Below are 21721 nucleotides of genomic sequence, written 5' to 3'. Positions count from 1 at the left end.
TCATGTCGGACAATGAAAACAAACTGAATATCACACGCCGTGGGATGCTGGGTGCAACCGCAACTGGCGCCGTGATTGCCGGGACCGGTCTGGGCTCTACCCTAATGACCGCCAAGGAAGCCAGTGCCGCCGCAAACGCCGCGCTGGAGCCCGGTGAGCTGGATGAATATTACGGCTTCTGGTCCTCGGGTCAGACCGGCGAGGTGCGTATCCTCGGCGTACCGTCGATGCGCGAACTGATGCGTATTCCGGTGTTCAACCGCTGCTCGGCCACTGGCTGGGGTCAGACCAACGAGTCGCTGAAGATCCTGACAGAAGGCCTGCTGCCAGAAACCAAGGAATACCTGGCCGCAAATGGCAAGGTCACCTACGATAACGGCGACCTGCACCACCCGCACATGTCCTTCACAGACGGCACCTATGACGGCCGTTACCTGTTCATGAACGACAAGGCCAACACCCGCGTGGCCCGCGTGCGTTGCGACGTGATGAAATGCGACAAGATCATCGAGATCCCGAACGCGCATGACATCCACGGCCTGCGTCCGCAGAAATACCCGCGCACCGGTTACATCTTTGCCAATGGTGAGCACGAGGCACCGCTGGTCAATGACGGCCAGATCCTCGACGATCCGTCGCAATACGTGAACATCTTCACCGCCATTGACGGTGACACGATGGAGATCGCATGGCAGGTGATGGTGTCGGGCAACCTCGACAACACCGACTGCGACTATCAGGGCAAATACGCGTTCTCGACCTCGTACAACTCGGAAATGGGTATGAACCTGGCCGAGATGACCGAGAATGAGCTGGACCACGTGGTGGTGTTCAACCTGAAAGCTATCGAAGAGGCCGTGGCCGCCGGGAACTATCAGGAACTGAACGGCGTCAAGGTCGTGGATGGCCGCAAAGAGGCCGGCGGCAACCTGACCCGCTATATCCCGATCCCGAACTCGCCGCACGGTGTGAACGCAGCACCCGACAAGAAACACATCATGATCAACGGTAAGCTGTCGCCGACCGTGTCCGTGATCGATGTTGAGAAGGTCGACGCGCTGTTTGCAGACAACGCTGATCCGCGCTCGGCCATCGTGGCTGAGCCGCAGCTGGGTCTTGGCCCGCTTCACACCGCGTTTGACGGCAAGGGCAATGCCTACACCACTCTGTTCCTGGACAGCCAGGTGGTGAAATGGGACATTGCCAAGGCGATCGAAGCCTATGCCGGTGCGGATGTTGATCCGATCGTCGACAAGGTGGACGTGCACTACCAGCCGGGCCACAACTCGACCTCGATGGGTGAGACCGCCGAAGCTGATGGCAAGTGGCTGATTTCGATGAATAAGTTCTCGAAAGACCGCTTCCTCAACGTGGGTCCGCTGAAGCCTGAAAACGAGCAGCTGATCGACATCTCGGGCGACAAGATGAAGGTGGTCCATGATGGCCCGACTTTTGCGGAACCGCATGACTCGATCCTTGTTCACCGGTCCAAGGTGAACCCGGTCAACGTCTGGGATCGCAACGACCCGATGTGGGAAGATGCGCGCAAACAGGCCGAGGCTGACGGTGTCGATCTGGAAGAAGGGGCCGAGGAACCAATCCGTGACGGCAACAAGGTCCGCGTCTACATGACCTCGACCGCGCCGGTGTTCAGCCTTGAGAAGTTCACCGTCAAGCAGGGCGACGAGGTTACGCTCTACGTCACCAACCTGGATGACGTGGACGACGTGACCCACGGGCTGTGCCTGTCGAACTTTGGCATCGCAATGGAGATCGGGCCGCAGGCGACCGCCTCGGTCACGTTCATCGCCGACCGTCCGGGCGTACACTGGTTCTATTGCCAGTGGTTCTGCCACGCGCTTCACATGGAAATGCGCGGCCGGATGTTTGTTGAGCCGCGGAGCGCATAACAATGCGTTGGTCCCTGCTCATACCGCTCCTGCTCGGCTCGCCCCTTTGGGCAGCGGATTGGGATGTGCCCAACCGGGCGGGGGCCATCAATGAGATACTGGCGCAGGCGGCGGATGGAGACACCCTCCGCCTGAGCCCCGGCGTTTACGCCGAAACACTGGTGCTGGACCGGCCCATCACGATTGATGGGCAGGGCTTGGCCACCATTGACGGACAAGGCAAAGGCAGCGTCATCACCGTGACCGGGCCGGGCGTGACCGTGCGCGGGCTGACGGTGATCGGCTCAGGCTCGGACCATGACGGGATCGACAGCGGCATCCAACTAACCAAGACGGCCCACGCGCCAGTGGTCGAGGATAACGTGCTGCTGGGTAATCTCTATGGCGTCGACATCCATGGTGCCAAGGACAGCATCGTGCGTGGCAACCGGATCGAAGGCCGCCAGGACCGGCGAATGAACGACCGTGGTAATGGCGTTTACGTCTGGAACGCGCCGGGTGCGCGGGTCGAAGATAACGATATTCGTTTTGGACGTGATGGGATCTTTGTGAACTCGTCCAAGAAAAATACCTTCACCGGCAACCTGTTCCGCGATCTGCGTTTCGCCGTGCACTACATGTATGCCGACAATTCGGTCGTCAGCGACAATGTCTCGATTGGCAACGATCTGGGCTATGCGGTGATGTTCACGACCAATGTGACCGTCGCTAACAATGTCTCGATCGGGGACCGTGAACATGGCGTGATGCTGAACTACGCCAACAAGAGCACCATCACCGGCAACGTGGTGAAAGGTGCCAAGGAAAAATGCACCTTCCTTTATAACTCCAACAAGAACGAATTCACCGACAACTGGTTCCAGGGTTGCGGCATCGGCATCCACTTTACCGCCGGTAGTGAACGCAACCGTATCCTTGGCAACGCCTTTGTAGGCAACCGGACCCAGGTAAAATACGTTTCGACCAAATGGGTCGAGTGGTCCGAAGACGGGCGCGGAAACTACTGGTCCGATTTCGCAGCCTTTGATGTGGATGGCAATGGTATCGCCGATGCCCCCTATCGCCCCAATGACAGTATGGACCATGTGCTGTGGACCCAACCCGCAGCCAAACTGCTGCTCGGCTCGCCCGCCGTGCAGTTGGTGCGCTGGTCGCAATCGGCCTTCCCAGCACTGCTGCCGGGGGGTGTGATGGACAGCAACCCATTGATGCAAGCCCCTGAACCCCCAGCAATGAAAAAGGTGCCTCATGACGGATAAGGCCCTGTCAATCGACCATGTTCTCAAGGACCGGGGAAAAACCCGCGTTCTTGACGATATCACCCTGTCTCTAGCCCCCGGCCAGCGCGTTGCGCTGCTGGGTCATAACGGCGCGGGCAAGTCGACTCTGATCAAATCCATCCTCGGCCTAACGCCGATCCACGGCGGCGCCATTCGGATCGGAGACGCCGCCCCCGGCAGCGCGAAGGCACGGCGGGAAACGGCTTACCTGCCCGAAGCGGTGTCGTTTCACCCGGCGCTTACGGGCCGCGAGCAACTGACCCTGTTCGCGCAGCTCTCCGGAGCTAAGGCCGATGTGCCTGCCTTGCTGGAGCGCGTCGGTCTGAGCGACGCGCTGGATCGCCGGATCGGAGCCTATTCCAAAGGGATGCGGCAGCGCCTGGGTCTGGCGCAGGTCCTGCTGGGCCAGCCGAAGGTCGCACTGCTGGATGAGCCGACATCGGGCTTGGACCCGATCTCACGTCAGGATCTCTATGCCATCATTGATGAGCTGGCCGCACAGGGTACGGCGGTCCTGATCGCCTCACATGCGTTGACCGAAGTCGAAGCCCGCACCGATCGTATCGCTATCATGCGCAAGGGCCGGATGGTGGCTGATGACACGCTGAACAACCTCTCAGCGCTGGCGGGTCTGCCGATCCGCCTAAAGGTCCGCGCCAGTGACAATCCAGAAGCGCTGGCCGCAGAACTGGGAGGCAATCGGATCAACGGCGCGGCGGTCGAACTACTCTGCAGTCCCGACGACAAGATGGAGGCCCTGCGCCGCATCGCCGGACTGGGCGACGCGGTGGCGGATGTGGAAATGACCCCGCCCAAGCTGGAAGACCTCTATCGCCACTATGCACAGGAGGAGATGCAATGACCCGCTTCCTCGCTATCACCCGCACTGAAATGCTGATCCTGCGCCGCAACCGCTGGCTGCTGGTCGCCACGCTGATCATGGTGCTGTTCGCTTTGGCGCTGACCTTTGCCGGCAGCGCCCCAACCGGCACTTTGGGCGTCGACATGCTCACTGTCTCGGTTGCGTCGATGACCACCTTGTCGGTCTACCTCGCCCCCTTGCTAGCGCTGATGATCTCCTTCGACGCCATCGCTGGCGACGTGGATCGAGGCAGTCTGTCGCTGCTGCTGTCTTACCCGGCAGGGCGCGGAGAAATCCTGTTGGGCAAGTTTACAGCGCACCTCGCTGCCCTCGCCTTTGCGATGACCGTTGGTTTCGGCACCGCGGGCGCAGTGGCCGCCTTCTTTGGCGGGGCCGGACCGGAAAGCCTGATGGCTCTGGTGCGTCTCATCCTCACTTCGATCCTGCTGGGCGCCGTGTTTCTGGCGCTGGGTTACCTGCTGTCTGCCCTGGCGAGGGGCGCTACGGCCGCAGCAGGTCTGTCGGCCGGGCTCTGGCTGGTTTTTGTCGTCCTCTATGATCTGGGCCTGTTGGGGGCCGTCGTCATGGACAAGGGCGGCACCTTTACCCAATCCGTCTTTCCATGGGTGATGGTAGCCAACCCGGCCGACGCATTCCGTCTGTGGAACATCGCTGCGACTGAAGGCGTCGCGATGGCTTCGGGCATGACCGGAGCCGCACAGGCCCTGCCCGTCTGGGCCGCGCCTGCATCTCTTCTGATCTGGCCAGTGCTCGGCTTTGCCCTTGCCCGCCTCGCGTTTCGGAGGGTTGAGCCATGAAACATCTTGCCCTGATCGCCTTAATCGCGTTGGCCGCCTGCAAGGAAGAAGTGGCCGAAGCCCCGGACCCGGTCGACCTAACCCCGGATGCACTGAGCTTTTTCTGCCAAATGAACATCGCCGAACATGGCGGGCCAAAGGGGCAGATTCATCTGGACGGCTACCCCGCACCGCTATTCTTTGCTCAGGTGCGCGACATGGTGGCATATCTCAAAAGCCCCGAGCGTGATGCCAAAATCACCGCCGTTTATGTCAGCGACATGGGCGTCGCCCCAAACTGGCGACAGCCGGGCATTTCCAACTGGATCGACGCCGATGGCGCAACCTTTGTGGTCGGGGCCGATGTCGCCGGTGGTATGGGCGCGCGCGAGGTTGTTCCCTTCGCTAATCCTACCGATGCGGAAACCTTTATTGGCCAATATGGCGGCACTTCCTTGCCTCTCTCTGAGATCCCGGACACCGAGGTGCTTGGCCCTGTGGATCTGGACTTGATACTGGAGACCCCCTCATGACTTCTCTCTCGCGTCGCCGGTTCTTGACCATGTCGGCCGCTTGCGCAGCCTTTCCTGCTGGAGCCGCAACAGCCCCCGTGGCCCATTGGCGCGGTGTTGCATTGGGGGCTGAGGCCAGCTTGCGGCTAGAGGGGCTGACCAGCGCACAAGCCGCACCAATTATCGCTGCCGTCGAGGCCGAGGTAAACCGGCTGGAGAACATCTTTAGCCTCTACCGTCACAACTCTGAAATCAGCCGTTTGAACCGTGATGGTCATCTGCTGGCACCGGCACCTGATCTGCTGAACGTTCTCAGCCTGTGCTCGGCCCTCTATCAAGCTTCCGACGGCCTGTTCGATCCAACCATTCAGCCCGTTTGGCGCGCACTTGCCTCTAGTTCAAACCAGTCCGACTTGACAGAGGCACTGGAAACGGTGGGCTGGGATCGCGTTTCGGTTCAGGCAGAGGTGATCCACCTTCCTCGTCCCGGATTGTCGGCCCTTACCCTGAATGGTGTCGCGCAAGGGGCCATTACCGATCGCATCAGCACCCTGCTTGCTTCGCATGGTTTGCGCGATGTGCTTGTGAACATGGGGGAAATCGCAGCCCATGGGCACCGGAACGACGGTCAAGCCTGGCAGGTCGGTCTTGCAGGTTCGGCTGGCGAGGTTCAGAAGACGATCCAACTTCGCGACAGAGCCGTCGCGACATCCGACACCAACAGCGTCATGCTGACAGAGACACAGGGCCATATTCTCAACACCAATGGATCACATCACCGCAAGCAGGTTGTATCTGTTTCAGCGCCGACCGCGGCGGTCGCCGATGGCCTGTCAACGGCCCTGTGCCTGTTGCCACGGGCTCAGATGGATGCCGTGATCGCATCCTTTCCCGGGGCTGCGCTTGAGATGCTCGGATAAACTTGCCGAGAATGAAAAATGCGAGGCCGGATCGACCTCGCATTCACAGGTTCAACTTGCGAAGAGTTTAAGCCGCAGCGATCTGCCCGGCCTTTTCAACCAACACCTCGGCCTGACGGATCGAGGCATAGTCGATCAGGCGGCCATCCAATGATACGGCACCTTTGCCCGAAGCTTCGGCCTCGGCCATTGCAACGAGAATGCGCTGCGCCTTGTTCACCTCGGCATCCGATGGGGACATGACTTCGTTTGCCAGCGCAATCTGGCTTGGGTGGATGGCCCATTTACCTTCGCAGCCCAGAACGGCGGCGCGTTTCGCAGCCGCACGATAGCCTTCTGGATCTTGGAAGTCACCAAAAGGTCCATCAATCGGGCGCAGACCATTGGCGCGGGCAGCAACCACCATGCGGGCCAGAGCGTAGTGCCACATGTCGCCCCAATGGGTCATGCGGTCTCCGTCAGCGTCGGCGTCGGTCAGGACCGAATAGTCGGGGTTTACGCCGCCGATGATCGTGGTGCGCGCGCGGGTCGACGCTGCATAGTCCGCAACACCAAAATGCAGGCTTTCGTTACGTTTTGATGCTGCCGCAATCTCGCTCACGTTCTGCATGCCTAGCGCCGTTTCGATGATGTGCTCGAAACCGATCCGCTTTTTATAACCCTTGGCGTCCTCGATCTGTGTTACCAGCATATCGACGGCATAAACGTCTGCAGCGGTTCCCACTTTGGGGATCATGATCAGGTCCAGACGTTCTCCGGCCTGTTCGACCACGTCCACCACGTCGCGGTACATGTAGTGCGTATCGAGCCCGTTGATCCGCACCGACATGGTTTTGTTGCCCCAGTCGATATCGTTCAACGCTTCGATAATGTTCTTACGCGCCTGTTCCTTTTCATCAGGTGCGACCGCGTCTTCCAGATCAAGGAAGATCACATCCACATCCGATTTAGCTGCCTTTTCGAACATGCCCGGCTGGCTACCGGGAACGGCCAGTTCACTGCGGTTCAGGCGGCCGGGGGCCTGGTCGATTGAATGAAAGCTCATGAGTTTGATCCTTGGTTCAGAGTTTTGTCGGTTCGGTGTCAGATCACCCGGTCGCGCGGTTCGCGGCCCTGGAAAAAGTCACTTAGGTTATCAAGCACACGGAACCCCATCGCCTCACGCGCTTCCTTTGTGGCGCTGCCCAGATGGGGCAGCATCACCAGATTGTCGCATTGCAGCAGATCGGGGCTGATCCGGGGTTCGCCGTCGAACACATCCAGCGCCGCACCGCCGATCATGTCGAACATCAGGGCCTGAATCAGAGCCCATTCGTCGATCACCTCACCACGTGCGGTGTTGATCAGGAAGGCGTCCGGTTTCATCAGGCTGAGCCTACGTGAGTTGATCAGGTGCCGGTTCGCAGCCCCTCCGGGACAATGGAGCGACACGAAATCGCACTGAGGCAACAGCTCGTCGATTGTGTCCACTTGGGTCGCGTTGCACTGGGCCAGCACTTCCGGCGATACCTGGCTACGGTTGTACACAAGAACGTCCATGCCGAAACCGTGATGGGCGCGGCGGGCCATTTCCTGACCGATGCGACCATAACCGATGATGCCCAACGTTTTGCCGCTGACCTTGGTGCCGATCAGATGCGTGGGCCGCCAGCCGGTCCAACCACCCGCCCGTAGTTCACGCTCACCTTCGCCCGCCCGGCGTGCCACCATCAGCAGCAGGCTCATGGCGATATCAGCGGTACATTCGGACAGCACGTCAGGCGTATTCGTCACGGTCATACCCAGTTCACGCGCTGACGGTTCGCAGATATGGCTGTAGCCAACACCGTAGTTGGCGAGGATCTTTGTCTGCGCACCGGGCACATCCAGCGCCTCGGCGCTAAGCGTGTCGGTGACGGTGGGCAGCACCGCGTCATAGGACTTTAGCGCCTGCCGGATGTCAGCCGGGGACATAGGCTTGTCCCCGGTATTCAGAACGACATTGTAATTCTCAGCCAGCTGCGCCTCGACGGCAGCAGGCCAGCGACGGGTAACAAGAACCGAGGGTTTGACCATCACGCGGCCTCCATCACTTTGGCGATTGTTTCACCGATCACGGCGGGGTTTTCAGCCACGGTCACACCGGCAGCGGAGAGGATTTCGACCTTCTCGCTGGCGCTTTCGCCAAAAGCCGAGATGATTGCGCCCGCATGGCCCATGGTCCGGCCCTTGGGTGCAGTAAGACCGGCGACATAGGCAATCACCGGTTTGGTGATGTGGTCACGGATGTATTCCGCTGCTTCAGCTTCCTGAGGCCCACCAATTTCACCGATCATGGCGATTACGTGGGTGTCTTCGTCCTCTTCGAACCGCTGCAGGATATCCTTGAACGACGAGCCATTGATCGGGTCACCGCCGATGCCGACACTGGTCGACACGCCGATCCCACGCTCTTTCAACTGCGCAGCGGCCTCATAGCCCAGCGTACCAGAACGCCCTATGATCCCTACGTGACCGGGCAGATAGATATGCCCCGGCATGATCCCCAACAGAGCCTTGCCCGGTGAGATCGTGCCTGCGCAGTTCGGCCCGGTCAGAACCATGCGTTTTTCCTTGGGATAGCGGTACATGTACCGTTTCACCCGGATCATGTCCTGCGCCGGAATGCCGTCGGTGATACAAACGCAATAGCGGATACCGGCATCTGCGGCCTCCATGATCGAGTCGGCGGCGAATGGCGGTGGTACGAACACAAGGCTGGCATCTGCGCCAGTTGCCTCGACGGCCTGTTTCACAGTGTCGAAGACTGGAACGCCTTCGACGGTTTCTCCGCCCTTACCGGGCACGACACCACCGACAACGTTGGTGCCGTAGTTCAGCATGTCCTTGGTATGGAACCGAGCCATGCGCCCGGTGATGCCCTGCACGATAACGCGCGAGTCACGATCGAGAAAAATGCTCATTACACAGCCCTCATCTTGGTGTTTTGGGACAGATCGTTTCGCCATGCACCAACGGCGCGTTCTGCGGCTTCCATCAGTGTTGTGGCGCGAATGATCGGCAGGCCGGATTTCGCGAGGATTTTCTGGCCTTCTTCGACATTTGTTCCAGCCAGTCGCACAACAACCGGGATATCCAGGTCTAGCTCTTTCAGCGCCTGTACGACCCCTTCGGCCACCCAGTCACAGCGGTTGATACCGGCAAAAATGTTAACCAAGATCGCTTGCACGTTGTCATCTGAGAGAACCAGTCGGAACGCCTTGGCCACACGTTCGGGTGACGCGCCACCGCCGATATCGAGGAAGTTTGCGGGCTCACCACCAGCCAGCTTGATCGTGTCCATCGTCGCCATCGCCAGACCGGCACCGTTGACGATGCAGCCTATATTGCCATCCAGCCCGACATAGGACAGACCCCGATCCGCCGCGCGGCTTTCGCGCGGGTCTTCCTGGCTTTTGTCGCGCAGTTCGGCGATTTGCGGGTGCCGGAACAGGGCGTTGTCGTCAAAGCTCATCTTGGCATCGAGCGCTAGAACGCGGTCGTCACCAGTAATGACCAGCGGGTTGATCTCGACCATGGTGGCGTCCAGATCGCTGAAAGCGGCGTAGCAGCCCTGCAACGTGCGCACCATCTGCTGCACCAGCTTCGGCTCCAGTCCCAGTTTGAACGCAATTTCGCGCGCCTGGAATTCCTGCAACCCGACCGCCGGCTCGACAATGGAACGCACGATGCTGTCCGGGCGGTCGGCCGAAATATCCTCGATCTCCATCCCGCCTTCGGACGAGGCCACGATCATCACCCGCTGGCTTGACCGGTCAAGGACGAAGCCCAGATAGATCTCGCGGTCAATCGGCACAGCGGACTCAACGTAGACACGATAGATGCCCTTACCCTCGGGGCCGGTCTGATGCGTGACCAGTTTGCGACCAAACAAGTCATCGCAGGCTTGATAGATTTCGTTTTCGGTGTTGCATAGCTTGACGCCGCCCGCCTTGCCGCGACCACCCGCATGGACCTGAGCCTTGACGATCCACTTGTCGCCACCCAGTTCGCGCGCCCGATAGGCCGCCTGTTCAGGGCTGTAGGCCAAAGCGCCAGAAGGCACGTCGACACCGAAATTCGAAAGAAGCTCTTTCGCTTGGTATTCATGGATATCCATCTGCAATCCTCCCGTTCATGCAGCGTGATTAAGCGGCGATCGACGTGCCGTAGCGGCTTTCGAGCAAAGCCTCGACCGCATCCTGATCGACCTCGGCACCTAGTTCACGCAGGGCCTCGGCAAACAGACGTACGATCCGGCTGACGGCCTGCCGGTTCAATTGGTTCAGGATGCCGATGCGGACCTGCACCGGTGCGCTGAGCGTTGGCCAGATGCCGAAGCCACGGGCTCGGCAGTTCTGCACCAGTTCCATCTCACGGCCCGCCAGTTCCGGCGGCAGGTTCAACACCACAAGGCTGGGCATGTCCGAGGTTACCTCGCAACCCATCTCGATCACGGCGTCCCGCAGGACCTTTTCGTGGGTGCGGTAAGACATTGACCGTTTCGCCAACCCTTCTTGTAGGGTCAGACGCAGGGATTCGTGGAAGGCCGCGACCGCATAACCGGAATGGGTGCGGTGATAGGTGCCCTTATCCACATCCGCACCATCGACGACTCCCCAGTGGCGGGCCTCGAAAATCGGGTTGTGGACATAAGTGTAGGCACCGGTCGTTTTCAGCGTTTCGATATAGGCGTCTGTAAAGCTGACGGGCGCGTAGGTCAGCGGCAGACAGCACAGGCCCTTTTGCGGGCAGGACGCCCAACCAGCGATGCCCGGATAATCGTCGATCGAAAAGTCATCGACACCCAGAGACGAAACCGCGTCGATCAAGCCCATGGCACCATGACGCTCGCAAGCATCCGAGAACCCGCGCAAGTCGTTGATCCGGCCCGAACCGGTTTCCCAATGCGCCATGAAAGCCCATTTCGGCTGATGCTCTGCCAGAGCGGCGTCGATCAGTTCACCGGTTACCGGTTGGCCGTGCGGAACCTCAATTACAGTGACGCTGGCCGCTTGTGGGTCTAGTGGATTGGCGGCGTGCTCTTCAGGTGTCGCGGCCTTGATCCGCAGGGTCAGCGCGTCGATGCCCGAGAAGGTGCCATTTGTGAAGGCAATCACTTTGTCCCCGGGCATAACGGCGGAGAACATGGTGTCCAGCGCGCTCCAACCGGTGCCGGCAACGGCAAAAGTATAGGCGTTATTGGTGCCCCAGATCTTGCGCAGCATGTGCTTGCACTCGATCATGCCGCGCAGGACATCACCCTGCATATGATCCGCAACACCTGCATTTGTGAATGCGTGCAGAACACGGGTATCCGTATTGCCCGGCCCCGGACCTGCAGCAAGCGTCTCGGGGATCTCGAGCGGAGCGAAAATCTGGAAAGTCATTGTTAGACATCCTCGGCAGTTGGTCGGACAGCGCGTCCGATACGTTTCGTTACTGGACAGGAAACCGGGACTTGCCCGAACGCACAACGTAACTTACTACTGCTTTAGGATGTCCATTTGGGTGGGAAATATGCCACCCATTTTGGTAAAAATACCAAAGTATACAAGTTTCTGCCCTACCCGAATGGGTAGTTTTTTCGAAATTCAGGGCAATAACAGATGGTTGAGACCCAAACTACTCAGATCGACGTCATGCTGGCCGACGGCAACCCACTGGTCCTTTCAGCCATGTCCGAGATTTTTGAGCGCGACCCGCGATTCTCTCTTGTCGCGACCTCGGCCACTGCCGAAGGCTTCCTGGGAACTGTGATGCGTGTCCCTGTTCAGGTTGGTGTGGTGGATTGGAACCTGCCCGTTCTGGGTGCTGCGAAGCTGATCGAGGTTCTGCGCGAACAGGCCAACGCCCCTCGTTTCGTCGTTTATGGTGAGGCAACAGGCGACACTCCTCGCCTGGCGATGCAGGCCGGAGCAGCAGGCTTTGCCGCACGGTCCGGGGCGGTCGAAGGTCTGCTGGAAACCTGCGCCGATGTGGCGGCGGGAAAAATGGTGTTCCCGTTCATTGATATCCGCAAGATGCAACAGGACCCAATCCAAAGCCTGTCCCGAAAAGAGCGCACCATTCTCGAAGCGCTGTCGCAGGGCATGTCAAACCGCGACCTGTCCCGAGAGCTTCAGATTTCCACGAATACCGTCAAATTTCACCTGTCGAACATTTACGACAAACTGGGTGTTAAAAACCGAACGCAGGCCATCGCCTATTATTATTCCTCTCAGTTTTCCGGGGGATAAGTGAAAGCACCGACCATCGAAGGCAACCGGTGCGCGCATTTCGTTGTTGGCACCAGTCGATTTGCCATGTCTCTCTGTGGAAACATCGTCATTTCCGATGCACCCAGACAGTTTGCACGCAGGCGAAGAGATTCAGAGTGCCCCAATACAACGATCTATTTGAACTGTCGGGCGAGTATAACTGATTCATCCATCGCAAAGAGCGGAAACCAAGCGCATTTGGGGTGATGGGTATTCAGGCGGGAATCGCCAATAACGCCATTAAATATCATTTAAACTCAATGGTATATGGCGGAGACGAAGGGATTCGAACCCTCGAGACGGTTTCCCGCCTACTCCCTTAGCAGGGGAGCGCCTTCGACCACTCGGCCACGTCTCCGCTGGCCGGTATATCCCTGCCTGTCACCCGGATACAAGGCGATTTTCTATACCCCGTTCAATTTTCTCGTATCTTTCTTATTCGTCAGGCCATAGCGGCCGTTTTTGAGGTCACTTTCAGGATTGGTAACACAAACGCAAGCGGCGCTACGGCCCTGCTTTGCTTGACCAGGCATCCGTCATTCAACTCGCACGTCGCCCGAAACACACTGATCACTTGCCAAAAGCGCGAAATTTAAGGCATATTTGCATGAGCTTATTATTTTTAAATTCAATACTCTGAATATATCGAGGCACAAACCGAGCGGTGAGCGCAATGCGCTCTGTACTTACCTTTGGGGGAAGGAAGTTAGGTTTGACCTGGTTAAAATCGTTATTCATAATTTGTTGTCTGCTGCTTTTGCCGTCGCAGGCCTTGGCCAACATCGGAAAAGTTATCGGCGTAAAGCAAGGTGCTGAGATTACACGCTCGGGGAAATCCCAACCAGTGCGGGCCGGGATGGAAGTGGTATCCGGCGACTCCATTTCCACCAACGGCACCGGGCTGGTTCAATTGGTATTTGTGGACGAAACCAAGATTGCGATTGGTCCGAATGCACGCATGAAACTGGATGTGACCATGCTACGAAGCAATCGAAAGGCCAAAAACTTTGCGGTTCAGGCATTGGGTGGCAGTTTTCGTTTTATTTCCGGAAAGAGCAGAAAACGCGCCTATTCCATTCAAACACCAACGGCGACAATGGCTGTTCGCGGTACGACCTTCGATATGTGGGTCGTTTCCGAGATGCAAAGCGCCATGCTGGTTTTAGAAGGTACAGTTCGCATGTGCGGCGCGCGCGGCTCGTGTCGAACGACCGGGCGACAATGCAGTATGTTCGCCACTTCCCAGCAAGGCAATATCGGTCGTCCTGTAGATCAAGAACACTATGAGCTGGCATTGAAAAGCGGGTTCCCATTCATTCAATCGCAGGCGGGCCTGAAGCCACCGCTGCAAGTGGACTTTGCCGGGTGCGCTGCAGAATCCGTACCGATACCAATAGAAAAGGCCGAAGCTCCCCCACCGCCACGCGCTACACCCCAGAAGGTGGCCTTCCAGGCGGAACCGCCATCCGAGCCGCCGAGCGAACCACCAAACGAACCGCCGGCAGCAGAGCCCGCTGCCAAAACCAATAAGTCTGGTCATCAAGACGGCAGCAACCCCGGCGGCCAGTCACGAAACGCTTCGGGCGTAGGGAATCCGGGCAAAGGTAAAGGTCGCGACGGCGCCAAGGGAAGGGGCAAGGGCAAAAAGGGAAATGCCAGATGACGTATGCGCCACCGCCAGTAACAGCGTTGAACGTCAGATAAGGGCCTAACGACGGGAGGCATTGTGCAAACCTGCGCCAAGAACGCCCATGCAATCGGAGGCAAAGGTGATCGGTAAGCCAAAAGAGCGTGCAGGGCGGCGGCGAGCCTTTCAGATGGTGGGGCTCGGACTGATATTGTTCGGGTGTTTTATCAGAGTACTTGATCCATATCCGGTGCGAATTGCCCGGCTGACCTACTTCGACATTCTACAGCGCTTGTCGCCCCGAGAATATAACCCGGACCTGCCAGTGCGAGTTGTCGATATTGACGAGCAATCGCTGGCCAATTGGGGGCAATGGCCCTGGCCCCGAACCCTATTGGCAGAGATGGTAAAAAACCTCGGCGAATACGGGGCAGCCGCCATAGCGTTCGATATGTTGTTCGTCGAACCTGATCGGTTCTCCCCTTCTCGGTTGTTAAACGACCCCGCACTTGCCGACATACTGACGGTCAAGAGACACGCTGCGAAGTTGGACAACGACGTCTTGTTCGGTTTGGAGATCGCCAACTGGCCCGTCGTTCTGGGCGCGGCTGCTCGGCCAACGCTCGAAGGCAGGCCCGTCACACCGATGGCGGGTATAATCGAGATCGGCGAAAGCCCGGCATCCGGCTTGGTCAGCGTTCCCAACTGGACACCGCCTGCCCCACCGTTGGATCAGACGGCTGCAGGCATTGGTGGCGTCAATGTCTCACCCTTGGGCGGCATGGGGATCATTCGCCGTGTGCCCATCCTTTGGGGAGGGCCGGACGGGACTTTGCCGGGGTTAGGGCTCGAAGCGCTCAGGGTCGCCTTAGGTGAATCCGTTATCATTGCCGAGGGCGCGCAGGACGAAGCGGGCATCATGCTGGCGATCGAAGTTGGTGATTTCCGGCTGCCAACCACAGAAAACGGTGAGGTTTGGGTCAGGTACAGGCGCGACAACCCAAACCTGTATTTGTCCGCGAACGACATCATGCAGGCGACGGACAATCCCAATCTGCGCGCCGAGATTGAGGGCCGCATCATTCTGGTCGGCACGTCCGCCGCCGGTCTATTTGACATGCACCAGACGGCGTTAGGTGAATCCGTTCCGGGCGTGTCGATCCATGCACAGCTTTTGGAACAGATTTTGACAGGTGAAATGCTGAGCCGATCGGACGTGACCGCCGCTCTTGAATTGTTGTCCTTCGTCAGCTTGGGAATTGTCGTCACGGTTGTCATGTCCCGATTTGGCGCGGTCGCCTCGTTCGTGGCGGGCGGTGTCTCCGCCGCTGTTGTCCTTGCCAGCAGTTGGATGGCTTTCCAGAACCAACTGGTTCTGTTCGATGTTACATTTCCACTATTGGGAGGCATGGCAAATTTTGGCCTGTTGGCGGGCTATCTGTTCATTTCGACCGAGCGTGAAAAGCGAGCAATCCGGCAAACCTTTTCGCACTATGTGGCACCCGAGATTCTGGATGAAATGGAGAGGTCGGGCCATCAACTGCAACTGGGTGGCGAGACCCAGGAAATCACTGTGATGTTCTCGGACATCCGAGGTTTTACGCCCTTGTCCGAGACCGTATCGGCAACCGATCTGGTAACCTTGTTGAACCAGCTATTCTCGAAAATCGGGGATCAGATACTGCGAGAGAGAGGTACTATCGACAAATTCATCGGTGATGCTGTCATGGCTTTTTGGAACGCCCCGGTCCCGGTCGAGGACCACCCTTGCCGCGCTGCATCAGCCGCGCTGTTGATGCGAGAGGCGCTGGTGGATTTCAACGCTTCGGCCGTCATGAAAGGCAGGCCACCGATTGCCTTGGCAACGGGCTGCGCCACGGGGCAGGCTTGTGTGGGGAATATCGGCTCGAAAAGCCGGTTTAACTACACCGTCATCGGTGACGTGGTAAATGTCGCCGCCCGGATCGAACAAAGCTGTCGCCATGTCGACTATGATATTCTGGTATCCTGTGCGGTTTATGAGAATACCCGCAATGTCATGGCCATGCTCGAAGCTGGTTATGTGGACCTCAAAGGCAGAACTGACCTGGAACCTGTCTACGTCCTGGTAGGCGGCCAAGAGACGTTAGACGCGCCCGCATTCCAGAAACTTGAGGCGACACACAAAAAGATTATTGCCGCCATTCGCAACCGCCAACCGCACGATCAGATCGAAGACATGTGCGCCGACTGTGTTGCACAGGCACAGCATATCGAACCAGGTTTGCGAAGGTTCTATAGTGCCCTGCCTGGTCGAGCTGCGGATTTCCGATCCGACACCCAGTCAAACCAGCTGATATTCAGCCATCAAGAAAGCGAAAGTAAACCGTCTGCATAAAACGACGATCCGCGGGTAAGCAAAAGCGATTTGGATACGGTTTGATTGCCGAAAGGCTACGCGCGCCGTGTTTCGGGCCCGGATCCACAAGTCTCCAGATACCGGCGGACGGTTTCGGCCATCCCGAAGGTAAGTGCATCACAGAATAGCGCGTGGCCAATGGACACCTCGGCAATCGAAGGAATCCGGGCGATCAGCTTGCCTGTACCGGAGACCGTCAGATCGTGCCCGGCATTGATCTTCAGACTTTGCGCCTCGGCTGCGGCCGCCGCAGAGGCGAGTTGTTCCAGCTCGCGCGCTTCAACGACCGAGTCGCTGTGAGCCCCGCCAAAGGGGCCGGTATACAGCTCAACCCTGTCTGCCCCCGTCAAGGCGGCAAGGGCCATCTGGTCCGCGTCCGGGTCGGCGAACAAAGACACCCGGTGGCCGTTCGCCTTTAGCGTCGCAACCACATCGGATAGCATCGTGCACTGCAATCTGAAATCCCAGCCATGATCGCTGGTCGCCTGCGCCGGATCATCCGGCACCAGCGTAACCTGATCTGCCCGGACCTCATGCACCAGCGATAAGAACCGTGCATCCGGGTAGCCTTCGACATTGAGCTCGCGATCTGGAAACTCTGTATCCAGCAAATTACGCAAGGCCCACACATCTCCGGGCCGCGTGTGACGTTCATCTGGCCGGGGATGAACAGTCACCCCAGCCGCACCTTCTTTCAGTGCGATCCGCGCGAGGTCCACGATATCCGGCCAGGGGTGCTCTCGTCGGTTGCGCAGCAGGGCTGCAACGTTCAAGTTTACGGAAAGGTCCGTCATGATCCAACCCTACAGCCGAAAGGTTTGTACGTGCTCAGGAACCGATACCCCGTCAATGTTCCGCGGATCAGGGATCGGGTCTCCGACCGCAGTGTGAACCGGAATAACCCCGGCCCAGATCGGCAGGTCATAATCCTCTTCCTCATCAACGGGGCCACCCGTGCGCACCTTGGCGCTGCCTTCTAAGATTTCCATGCCCAATACCATGGTTGCCTTTAAATCCTGCGCGTGATCAGGCCGCAGTTCTTGATAGCGCCCCGGAAACAGCCCGTTTACAAACCGGCCAAGCTTATCAAGCTTTTCCGCCGGATCTTCGATCTTGACGGCTGTCCCATACAATGTGACCGACCGCGAGTTGACCGAATGGTGCATGCCGGACCGGGCCAACACAAACCCGTCCAGAATTGCGACCGAAAGGCAAACCTGCGCATCGCGCGAATTGCGCAGCGCGCGGCTAGCGGAAGAGCCGTGCCAATAGACGCGGTTGCCTTCGCGCCACTGCAACGTAGGCGTGACGAAGGGCTTGCCATCTATGACATATCCCACGCTGCACATGGGTTGCGCGTCCAAGATGGCGTTGATCGTAGTACGGTCGAAATGGCCCCGCTCATGTGAGCGACGCAGACGGCTTCTGTCGGTAACTGTCAGTGTCTCGGTCATTTTACTAACTCGGGTTTGTTCTTGCTGTAACCCTGATGCCCGGATATTGGTTGTTTTCAAATGTCCAATTCTAATGTTTTTTCTAAGTCCAATTTGAATCGCGACCTGTTTGCGATTTCTCTGGATGCGTCCTATAAAACATCGCTTCAGGCGCAACTGCTTGAGGCGTTGCGCAACCTGATATCCGCTTCTCCTGATTTGGTTGGCGCGCGGCTACCCGCCAGTCGCACTCTTGCATCCGAGTTGTCGATATCGCGAACCACAGTGCAAGCCGTCTATGATCAGATGATCAGCGAAGGGTACCTGACGACCCGACAAGGCAGCGGAACCTATGTGGCCAGTGAAATCACCCACCTGTCCCAACCTCAGCCGATGTCGCGCCCGGTCAGCCCGGCAACTGAAAACTGGCGGCCTTTCCAAACCGGTCTACCCGATCAATCTTTGCTGCCAAACAGGCAATGGGCTCGCCATCTTGAGCGCGCCTGGCGCAACCCGTCGCCCGAGCTGCTGGCGCGCCCAGACCCACTAGGGTGGTATCCACTACGCGAGGCGATCTCGGACCACCTTGCAGCATGGCGCCACCTGAACTGTGATCCGGGGCAGGTCATGATCACGTCAGGCGCGCGGGAAGCCTTTGAGGTTATTTTCCATGGTCTGCTTGGATCCGGCAAAAAGATCGCGATCGAGGATCCGTGCTGGCCCACATTGCGAACAATCCTTGCCGATACTGGAAACACGGGCAATCCAATTCGCATCGACGAGAACGGTCTGAGTTCGACGCGGATACCTGCGGGCATTCACGCAGCAATCGTCACCCCCTCGCGGCACTATCCGACCGGGGTCAGCCTGCCATTGTCCCGCCGGGTATCGCTGATGGACTGGGCGCGCAAAGCCGGAGCGATCGTAATCGAAGACGACTATGACAGCGAATTCCGCTATCGCGGGCAACCCTTGCCATCCCTGTCCGGACTGGACGGTCTGACCAACACGATCTATCTGGGCAGCTTCTCCAAGCTTGTCAGCCCAGCGCTGCGGATCGGGTATATGGTTGTTCCCAAAAGGCTTCTGCCCCAAACCCGCGCTTACCTTGGCCGCGTCGGGCCACGCGCATCGCTGATCCCGCAACCTGCCTTGGCCACCTTCATGAACAGCGGGGAATTCGCCATGCATCTGCGACGAATGCGGCGTACCTACGCACGGCGGCAGAACCATCTTCTTGATGCCCTTGCACCAGTTTCCGACCTGCTGAACCTGCAGCCCGACTCCTCCGGCATGCATCTATGTGTAGGGTTGCAAGCCCTCGTGGCTGATCGCGTTTCTGACATTGAAATAAGTAAACGCGCCGAGAATATTGGGCTGCGTATCAATGCTCTATCGGCCCACTGCGCCCTACCTGAAAAGATGCAAGGCCTGTTGCTCGGATACGCGGCCTTTGACGAAGACACGCTCTCGAACGCGGCTGAGCGGTTGATTTCACTCCTTCGTTCAGATTGTTGACAATGCCACTGGTGGAAAGGTGGCAAAGTTTTTCACACGTGAACGATTCTTAGTGATACATTCAAAATATAAAATTTATCTATGCTTATTCCAAAACTTGGAATCGCGGTGTCTGTGAAAGGGGAGATTCACATGCTTCGACTGATTGCCTGCTTGTTAACTTTGGTTTTAATCCCGGCCAGCGCTTTGGCTGACGCGGTCCCCAGCAAAGAGGCCGCTGAGGGCACCTTTCCCGCGCGTCCATTCTCACCCTATGCCAATCGATCCTTTCCGGAACGCCCGCTGTGGGGCGACACCCATCTGCATACCGGTCTCTCACTGGATGCCGGGGCCTTTGGCAACACGTTGCTACCGGACGAAGCATGGCGATTTGCCAAGGGGGAACAGGTCATCTCATCCACAGGTCAACCCGTCAGGCTGGCCAGACCGCTGGACTGGATGGTACTGACCGATCACACGGACCTGATGGGTTTTGCGCCCGATCTGCAAGCAGGCAAGCCCGGAGTTATTTCCGACCCAAAAGGGCTGGAATGGTATGAAGGGTATAAGGCGGGCGGTGAAGAGGCCGGAAAAGCGGCTTTCGACATTATCACGAACTTCTCGCAGATGACCCTGCCAGAGATTTTGCTGGAATCCTACAGCCCCGGTGCTGATGCATTCGCCTTTACTTGGGAACATATCGTTTTGGCCGCAGAACGGCACAACGATCCGGGCAATTTCACTGCCTTTATTGGCTTTGAATGGACCTCGGTCCCCAAGGGGTTCAACCTGCACCGCAATGTCATGCTGCGCGACGGGCCGATCCGCGCGCTACAGGTGGTCCCGCCAGTTACGCAACCGCCCTATGGCGACACCGACCCCAAGGCGCTCTACGCGTGGCTGGAAGAGTATGAGGCCAAAACCGGCGGCCGGGCGGTGGCCTTTGCCCACAACGGCAACTTGTCAAACGGCTGGATGTTCCCGACAGAAGACACCTATCACGACGGCAAGGTCGACGAGGAATACGTTCAGAACCGCGCAAGATGGGAGCCCCACTACGAAGTTACGCAAATCAAGGGCGACGGCGAGGCGCACCCCTATCTCAGCCCGGATGACCCGTTTGCAGATTACGAGAACTGGGATGTTGGCAACCTGGACATCACCGAGCTGAAAACCGAAGACATGCTGGCAGGCGAATATGCGCGCGAAGCCCTGAAGCGCGGTTTGATGCTGGAAGAGAAATTAGGCGTGAACCCTTACAAGTTTGGCATGGGCGGTGCGACGGACAGCCATACCTCGCTTGCCACAGCAGAAGAAGACAACTTCTTTGGCAAATCCGTCAGCGTAGAACCATCGGCGACGCGCATTCAGCACCCCTTTATCGCCAATGATTTAGGCGAGATTCCGGGCGATCTGCTGGTCGCCTCTGGCTATACCGCCGTCTGGGCCACGGAAAACACGCGCTCAGCCATTTTCGATGCGTTCAAGCGGCGGGAGACCTATGCCACCACGGGGCCACGGATCGGTTTGCGTTTCTTCGGCGGGTGGGAATTTGATGATACCGACCTTGAGACCCGCTTCCTCGCAGATGTCGGCTATACCAAAGGCGTTCCCATGGGCAGCGACCTGCGCCCACGCGAGGGCGACGGCGCCCCGAAATTCCTGATCGGCGCCCTGCGCGATCCGGTCGGTGCAAACTTGGACCGAGTTCAGGTGATCAAAGGCTGGCTGAATGCAAATGGTGAACTTCAGGAAAAGGTCTACAACGTTGCATGGTCAGACGATCGCGCTTTGGACGCCGATGGCAAACTTCCCGAGGTCGGCAATACCGTGGATCTGGAAAGTGCAAGCTGGAGCAACTCCATCGGTGCTTCTGAACTGATCACCGTATGGACTGATCCCGAATTCAACCCTGATGAGCGCGCCTTCTATTATGCGCGGGTTTTGGAAATCCCCACTCCGCGCTGGGTACTTTACGACAAGCTCCGCTATAATATCGATTTGCCGGAGAACGCGGTATTGACCCATCAGGAGCGCGCCTACTCGTCGCCGATCTGGTACACTCCGGCCAGTGAATAATGCATATGGTTGGGGGCGGGCCTCTCGCCCCCCCCCGAAAACCCACGACGAGATTAGAAACAAGGTCGAATGTGCAGCCATTTGACCTACACAAAAACTCAATCCCAGGATTGTAGCTGGTCTGCAGA

General features: G+C 58.2%; 18 protein-coding genes and 1 tRNA gene. 11 read left to right on the top strand and 8 right to left on the bottom strand.

What is annotated here, in order from left to right; genetic code table 11:
* Positions 1-2: 2 nt before the first annotated feature.
* Genes nosZ through GOW93_RS04175 form a run of 6 tightly spaced genes read left to right on the top strand, consistent with a single transcriptional unit; the run spans position 3 to position 6281 of the window.
* Positions 3-1910 (top strand): TAT-dependent nitrous-oxide reductase, encoded by a 1908-nt coding sequence (gene nosZ, locus GOW93_RS04200; protein WP_170381874.1) that lies wholly within the window; start codon positions 3-5, stop codon positions 1908-1910.
* Positions 1911-1912: 2 nt separating this feature from the next.
* Positions 1913-3169 (top strand): nitrous oxide reductase family maturation protein NosD, encoded by a 1257-nt coding sequence (locus GOW93_RS04195; protein WP_170381873.1) that lies wholly within the window; start codon positions 1913-1915, stop codon positions 3167-3169.
* Positions 3159-4052: an ABC transporter ATP-binding protein gene (locus GOW93_RS04190; protein ID WP_170381872.1), complete on the top strand. Its 894-nt coding sequence runs from the start codon at positions 3159-3161 to the stop codon at positions 4050-4052. The genes GOW93_RS04195 and GOW93_RS04190 overlap by 11 nt, the downstream gene beginning before the upstream one ends.
* On the top strand, positions 4049-4870 hold the full coding sequence (locus GOW93_RS04185; protein ID WP_170381871.1) for an ABC transporter permease: 822 nt from the start codon (positions 4049-4051) through the stop codon (positions 4868-4870). The genes GOW93_RS04190 and GOW93_RS04185 overlap by 4 nt, the downstream gene beginning before the upstream one ends.
* On the top strand, positions 4867-5382 hold the full coding sequence (locus GOW93_RS04180) for a nitrous oxide reductase accessory protein NosL (protein ID WP_170381869.1): 516 nt from the start codon (positions 4867-4869) through the stop codon (positions 5380-5382). The genes GOW93_RS04185 and GOW93_RS04180 overlap by 4 nt, the downstream gene beginning before the upstream one ends.
* Positions 5379-6281, top strand: a complete 903-nt coding sequence (locus GOW93_RS04175) for an FAD:protein FMN transferase (protein ID WP_170381867.1) — start codon at positions 5379-5381, stop codon at positions 6279-6281. The genes GOW93_RS04180 and GOW93_RS04175 overlap by 4 nt, the downstream gene beginning before the upstream one ends.
* Before the next feature lie 67 nt (positions 6282-6348).
* On the opposite strand, the gene GOW93_RS04170 is transcribed toward GOW93_RS04175, so the two are convergent.
* From GOW93_RS04170 to GOW93_RS04150, 5 genes are read right to left on the bottom strand one after another with little or no spacing between them, the layout of a single operon-like run.
* Positions 6349-7326 carry an HpcH/HpaI aldolase/citrate lyase family protein gene (locus GOW93_RS04170; protein WP_170381865.1) on the bottom strand — a complete coding sequence of 326 codons (978 nt, stop codon included), beginning with the start codon at positions 7324-7326 and terminating at the stop codon, positions 6349-6351.
* Positions 7327-7364: 38 nt separating this feature from the next.
* The gene (locus GOW93_RS04165; protein WP_170381864.1) at positions 7365-8336 is read right to left on the bottom strand and encodes a 2-hydroxyacid dehydrogenase; all 972 of its coding nucleotides are present in this window, start codon (positions 8334-8336) and stop codon (positions 7365-7367) included.
* Positions 8336-9223 carry a succinate--CoA ligase subunit alpha gene (gene sucD / locus GOW93_RS04160; RefSeq protein ID WP_170381862.1) on the bottom strand — a complete coding sequence of 296 codons (888 nt, stop codon included), beginning with the start codon at positions 9221-9223 and terminating at the stop codon, positions 8336-8338. Before sucD ends, GOW93_RS04165 begins: the two co-directional genes overlap by 1 nt.
* Positions 9223-10419 (bottom strand): malate--CoA ligase subunit beta, encoded by a 1197-nt coding sequence (locus GOW93_RS04155; RefSeq protein WP_170381860.1) that lies wholly within the window; start codon positions 10417-10419, stop codon positions 9223-9225. The genes sucD and GOW93_RS04155 overlap by 1 nt, the downstream gene beginning before the upstream one ends.
* Positions 10420-10447: 28 nt before the next feature.
* Positions 10448-11689 carry an aminotransferase class V-fold PLP-dependent enzyme gene (locus GOW93_RS04150; RefSeq protein WP_170381859.1) on the bottom strand — a complete coding sequence of 414 codons (1242 nt, stop codon included), beginning with the start codon at positions 11687-11689 and terminating at the stop codon, positions 10448-10450.
* Between the two features lie 219 nt (positions 11690-11908).
* Here GOW93_RS04150 and GOW93_RS04145 point away from each other — a divergent pair, with 219 nt between their 5' ends.
* The gene (locus tag GOW93_RS04145) at positions 11909-12538 is read left to right on the top strand and encodes a response regulator transcription factor (protein WP_254443463.1); all 630 of its coding nucleotides are present in this window, start codon (positions 11909-11911) and stop codon (positions 12536-12538) included.
* 289 nt (positions 12539-12827) lie between these two features.
* Here the strand turns inward: GOW93_RS04145 and GOW93_RS04140 are convergent.
* Positions 12828-12917 (bottom strand) — tRNA-Ser (locus tag GOW93_RS04140).
* A 315-nt stretch (positions 12918-13232) separates the two neighbouring features.
* Between GOW93_RS04140 and GOW93_RS04135 the strand changes: the two genes are divergently transcribed.
* Positions 13233-14222 (top strand): FecR family protein, encoded by a 990-nt coding sequence (locus GOW93_RS04135; RefSeq protein WP_254443462.1) that lies wholly within the window; start codon positions 13233-13235, stop codon positions 14220-14222.
* Positions 14223-14328: 106 nt separating this feature from the next.
* Positions 14329-16563, top strand: coding sequence for a CHASE2 domain-containing protein (locus GOW93_RS04130; RefSeq protein ID WP_368039634.1), 2235 nt, complete (start codon positions 14329-14331; stop codon positions 16561-16563).
* 56 nt (positions 16564-16619) lie between these two features.
* Here GOW93_RS04130 and GOW93_RS04125 read toward each other — a convergent pair whose 3' ends face one another.
* Together GOW93_RS04125 and GOW93_RS04120 are read right to left on the bottom strand one after the other, a co-directional pair.
* On the bottom strand, positions 16620-17378 hold the full coding sequence (locus GOW93_RS04125; RefSeq protein WP_174819007.1) for a pyridoxine 5'-phosphate synthase: 759 nt from the start codon (positions 17376-17378) through the stop codon (positions 16620-16622).
* 9 nt (positions 17379-17387) lie between these two features.
* Positions 17388-18038 (bottom strand): pyridoxamine 5'-phosphate oxidase family protein, encoded by a 651-nt coding sequence (locus tag GOW93_RS04120; RefSeq protein ID WP_170381856.1) that lies wholly within the window; start codon positions 18036-18038, stop codon positions 17388-17390.
* 93 nt (positions 18039-18131) lie between these two features.
* Here GOW93_RS04120 and GOW93_RS04115 point away from each other — a divergent pair, with 93 nt between their 5' ends.
* On the top strand, positions 18132-19535 hold the full coding sequence (locus tag GOW93_RS04115) for a PLP-dependent aminotransferase family protein (RefSeq protein ID WP_254443461.1): 1404 nt from the start codon (positions 18132-18134) through the stop codon (positions 19533-19535).
* Positions 19536-19667: 132 nt separating this feature from the next.
* Complete coding sequence (locus GOW93_RS04110; protein WP_170381852.1) at positions 19668-21593, top strand: DUF3604 domain-containing protein; 1926 nt, start codon at positions 19668-19670, stop codon at positions 21591-21593.
* Positions 21594-21721 lie beyond the last annotated feature (128 nt).

The sequence above is a fragment of the Ruegeria atlantica genome, assembly GCF_013032455.1.
Classification (GTDB): Bacteria; Pseudomonadota; Alphaproteobacteria; order Rhodobacterales; family Rhodobacteraceae; genus Ruegeria; species Ruegeria atlantica_B.
This window is presented reverse-complemented; position numbering and strand designations above follow the sequence as displayed.

Excerpts from the sequence above, each read along its gene's own strand:
- GOW93_RS04185 (WP_170381871.1), top strand. The coding sequence starts at position 4,049 with ATGACCCGCTTCCTCGCTATCACCCGCACTGAAATGCTGATCCTGCGC.
- GOW93_RS04180 (WP_170381869.1), top strand. The coding sequence starts at position 4,867 with ATGAAACATCTTGCCCTGATCGCCTTAATCGCGTTGGCCGCCTGCAAG.
- GOW93_RS04175 (WP_170381867.1), top strand. The coding sequence starts at position 5,379 with ATGACTTCTCTCTCGCGTCGCCGGTTCTTGACCATGTCGGCCGCTTGC.
- GOW93_RS04125 (WP_174819007.1), bottom strand. The coding sequence starts at position 17,378 with ATGACGGACCTTTCCGTAAACTTGAACGTTGCAGCCCTGCTGCGCAAC.
- GOW93_RS04170 (WP_170381865.1), bottom strand. The coding sequence starts at position 7,326 with ATGAGCTTTCATTCAATCGACCAGGCCCCCGGCCGCCTGAACCGCAGT.
- GOW93_RS04150 (WP_170381859.1), bottom strand. The coding sequence starts at position 11,689 with ATGACTTTCCAGATTTTCGCTCCGCTCGAGATCCCCGAGACGCTTGCT.
- nosZ (WP_170381874.1), top strand. The coding sequence starts at position 3 with ATGTCGGACAATGAAAACAAACTGAATATCACACGCCGTGGGATGCTG.
- GOW93_RS04195 (WP_170381873.1), top strand. The coding sequence starts at position 1,913 with ATGCGTTGGTCCCTGCTCATACCGCTCCTGCTCGGCTCGCCCCTTTGG.
- GOW93_RS04110 (WP_170381852.1), top strand. The coding sequence starts at position 19,668 with ATGCTTCGACTGATTGCCTGCTTGTTAACTTTGGTTTTAATCCCGGCC.
- GOW93_RS04165 (WP_170381864.1), bottom strand. The coding sequence starts at position 8,336 with ATGGTCAAACCCTCGGTTCTTGTTACCCGTCGCTGGCCTGCTGCCGTC.
- GOW93_RS04155 (WP_170381860.1), bottom strand. The coding sequence starts at position 10,419 with ATGGATATCCATGAATACCAAGCGAAAGAGCTTCTTTCGAATTTCGGT.
- GOW93_RS04145 (WP_254443463.1), top strand. The coding sequence starts at position 11,909 with ATGGTTGAGACCCAAACTACTCAGATCGACGTCATGCTGGCCGACGGC.
- GOW93_RS04135 (WP_254443462.1), top strand. The coding sequence starts at position 13,233 with ATGCGCTCTGTACTTACCTTTGGGGGAAGGAAGTTAGGTTTGACCTGG.
- GOW93_RS04120 (WP_170381856.1), bottom strand. The coding sequence starts at position 18,038 with ATGACCGAGACACTGACAGTTACCGACAGAAGCCGTCTGCGTCGCTCA.
- GOW93_RS04190 (WP_170381872.1), top strand. The coding sequence starts at position 3,159 with ATGACGGATAAGGCCCTGTCAATCGACCATGTTCTCAAGGACCGGGGA.
- sucD (WP_170381862.1), bottom strand. The coding sequence starts at position 9,223 with ATGAGCATTTTTCTCGATCGTGACTCGCGCGTTATCGTGCAGGGCATC.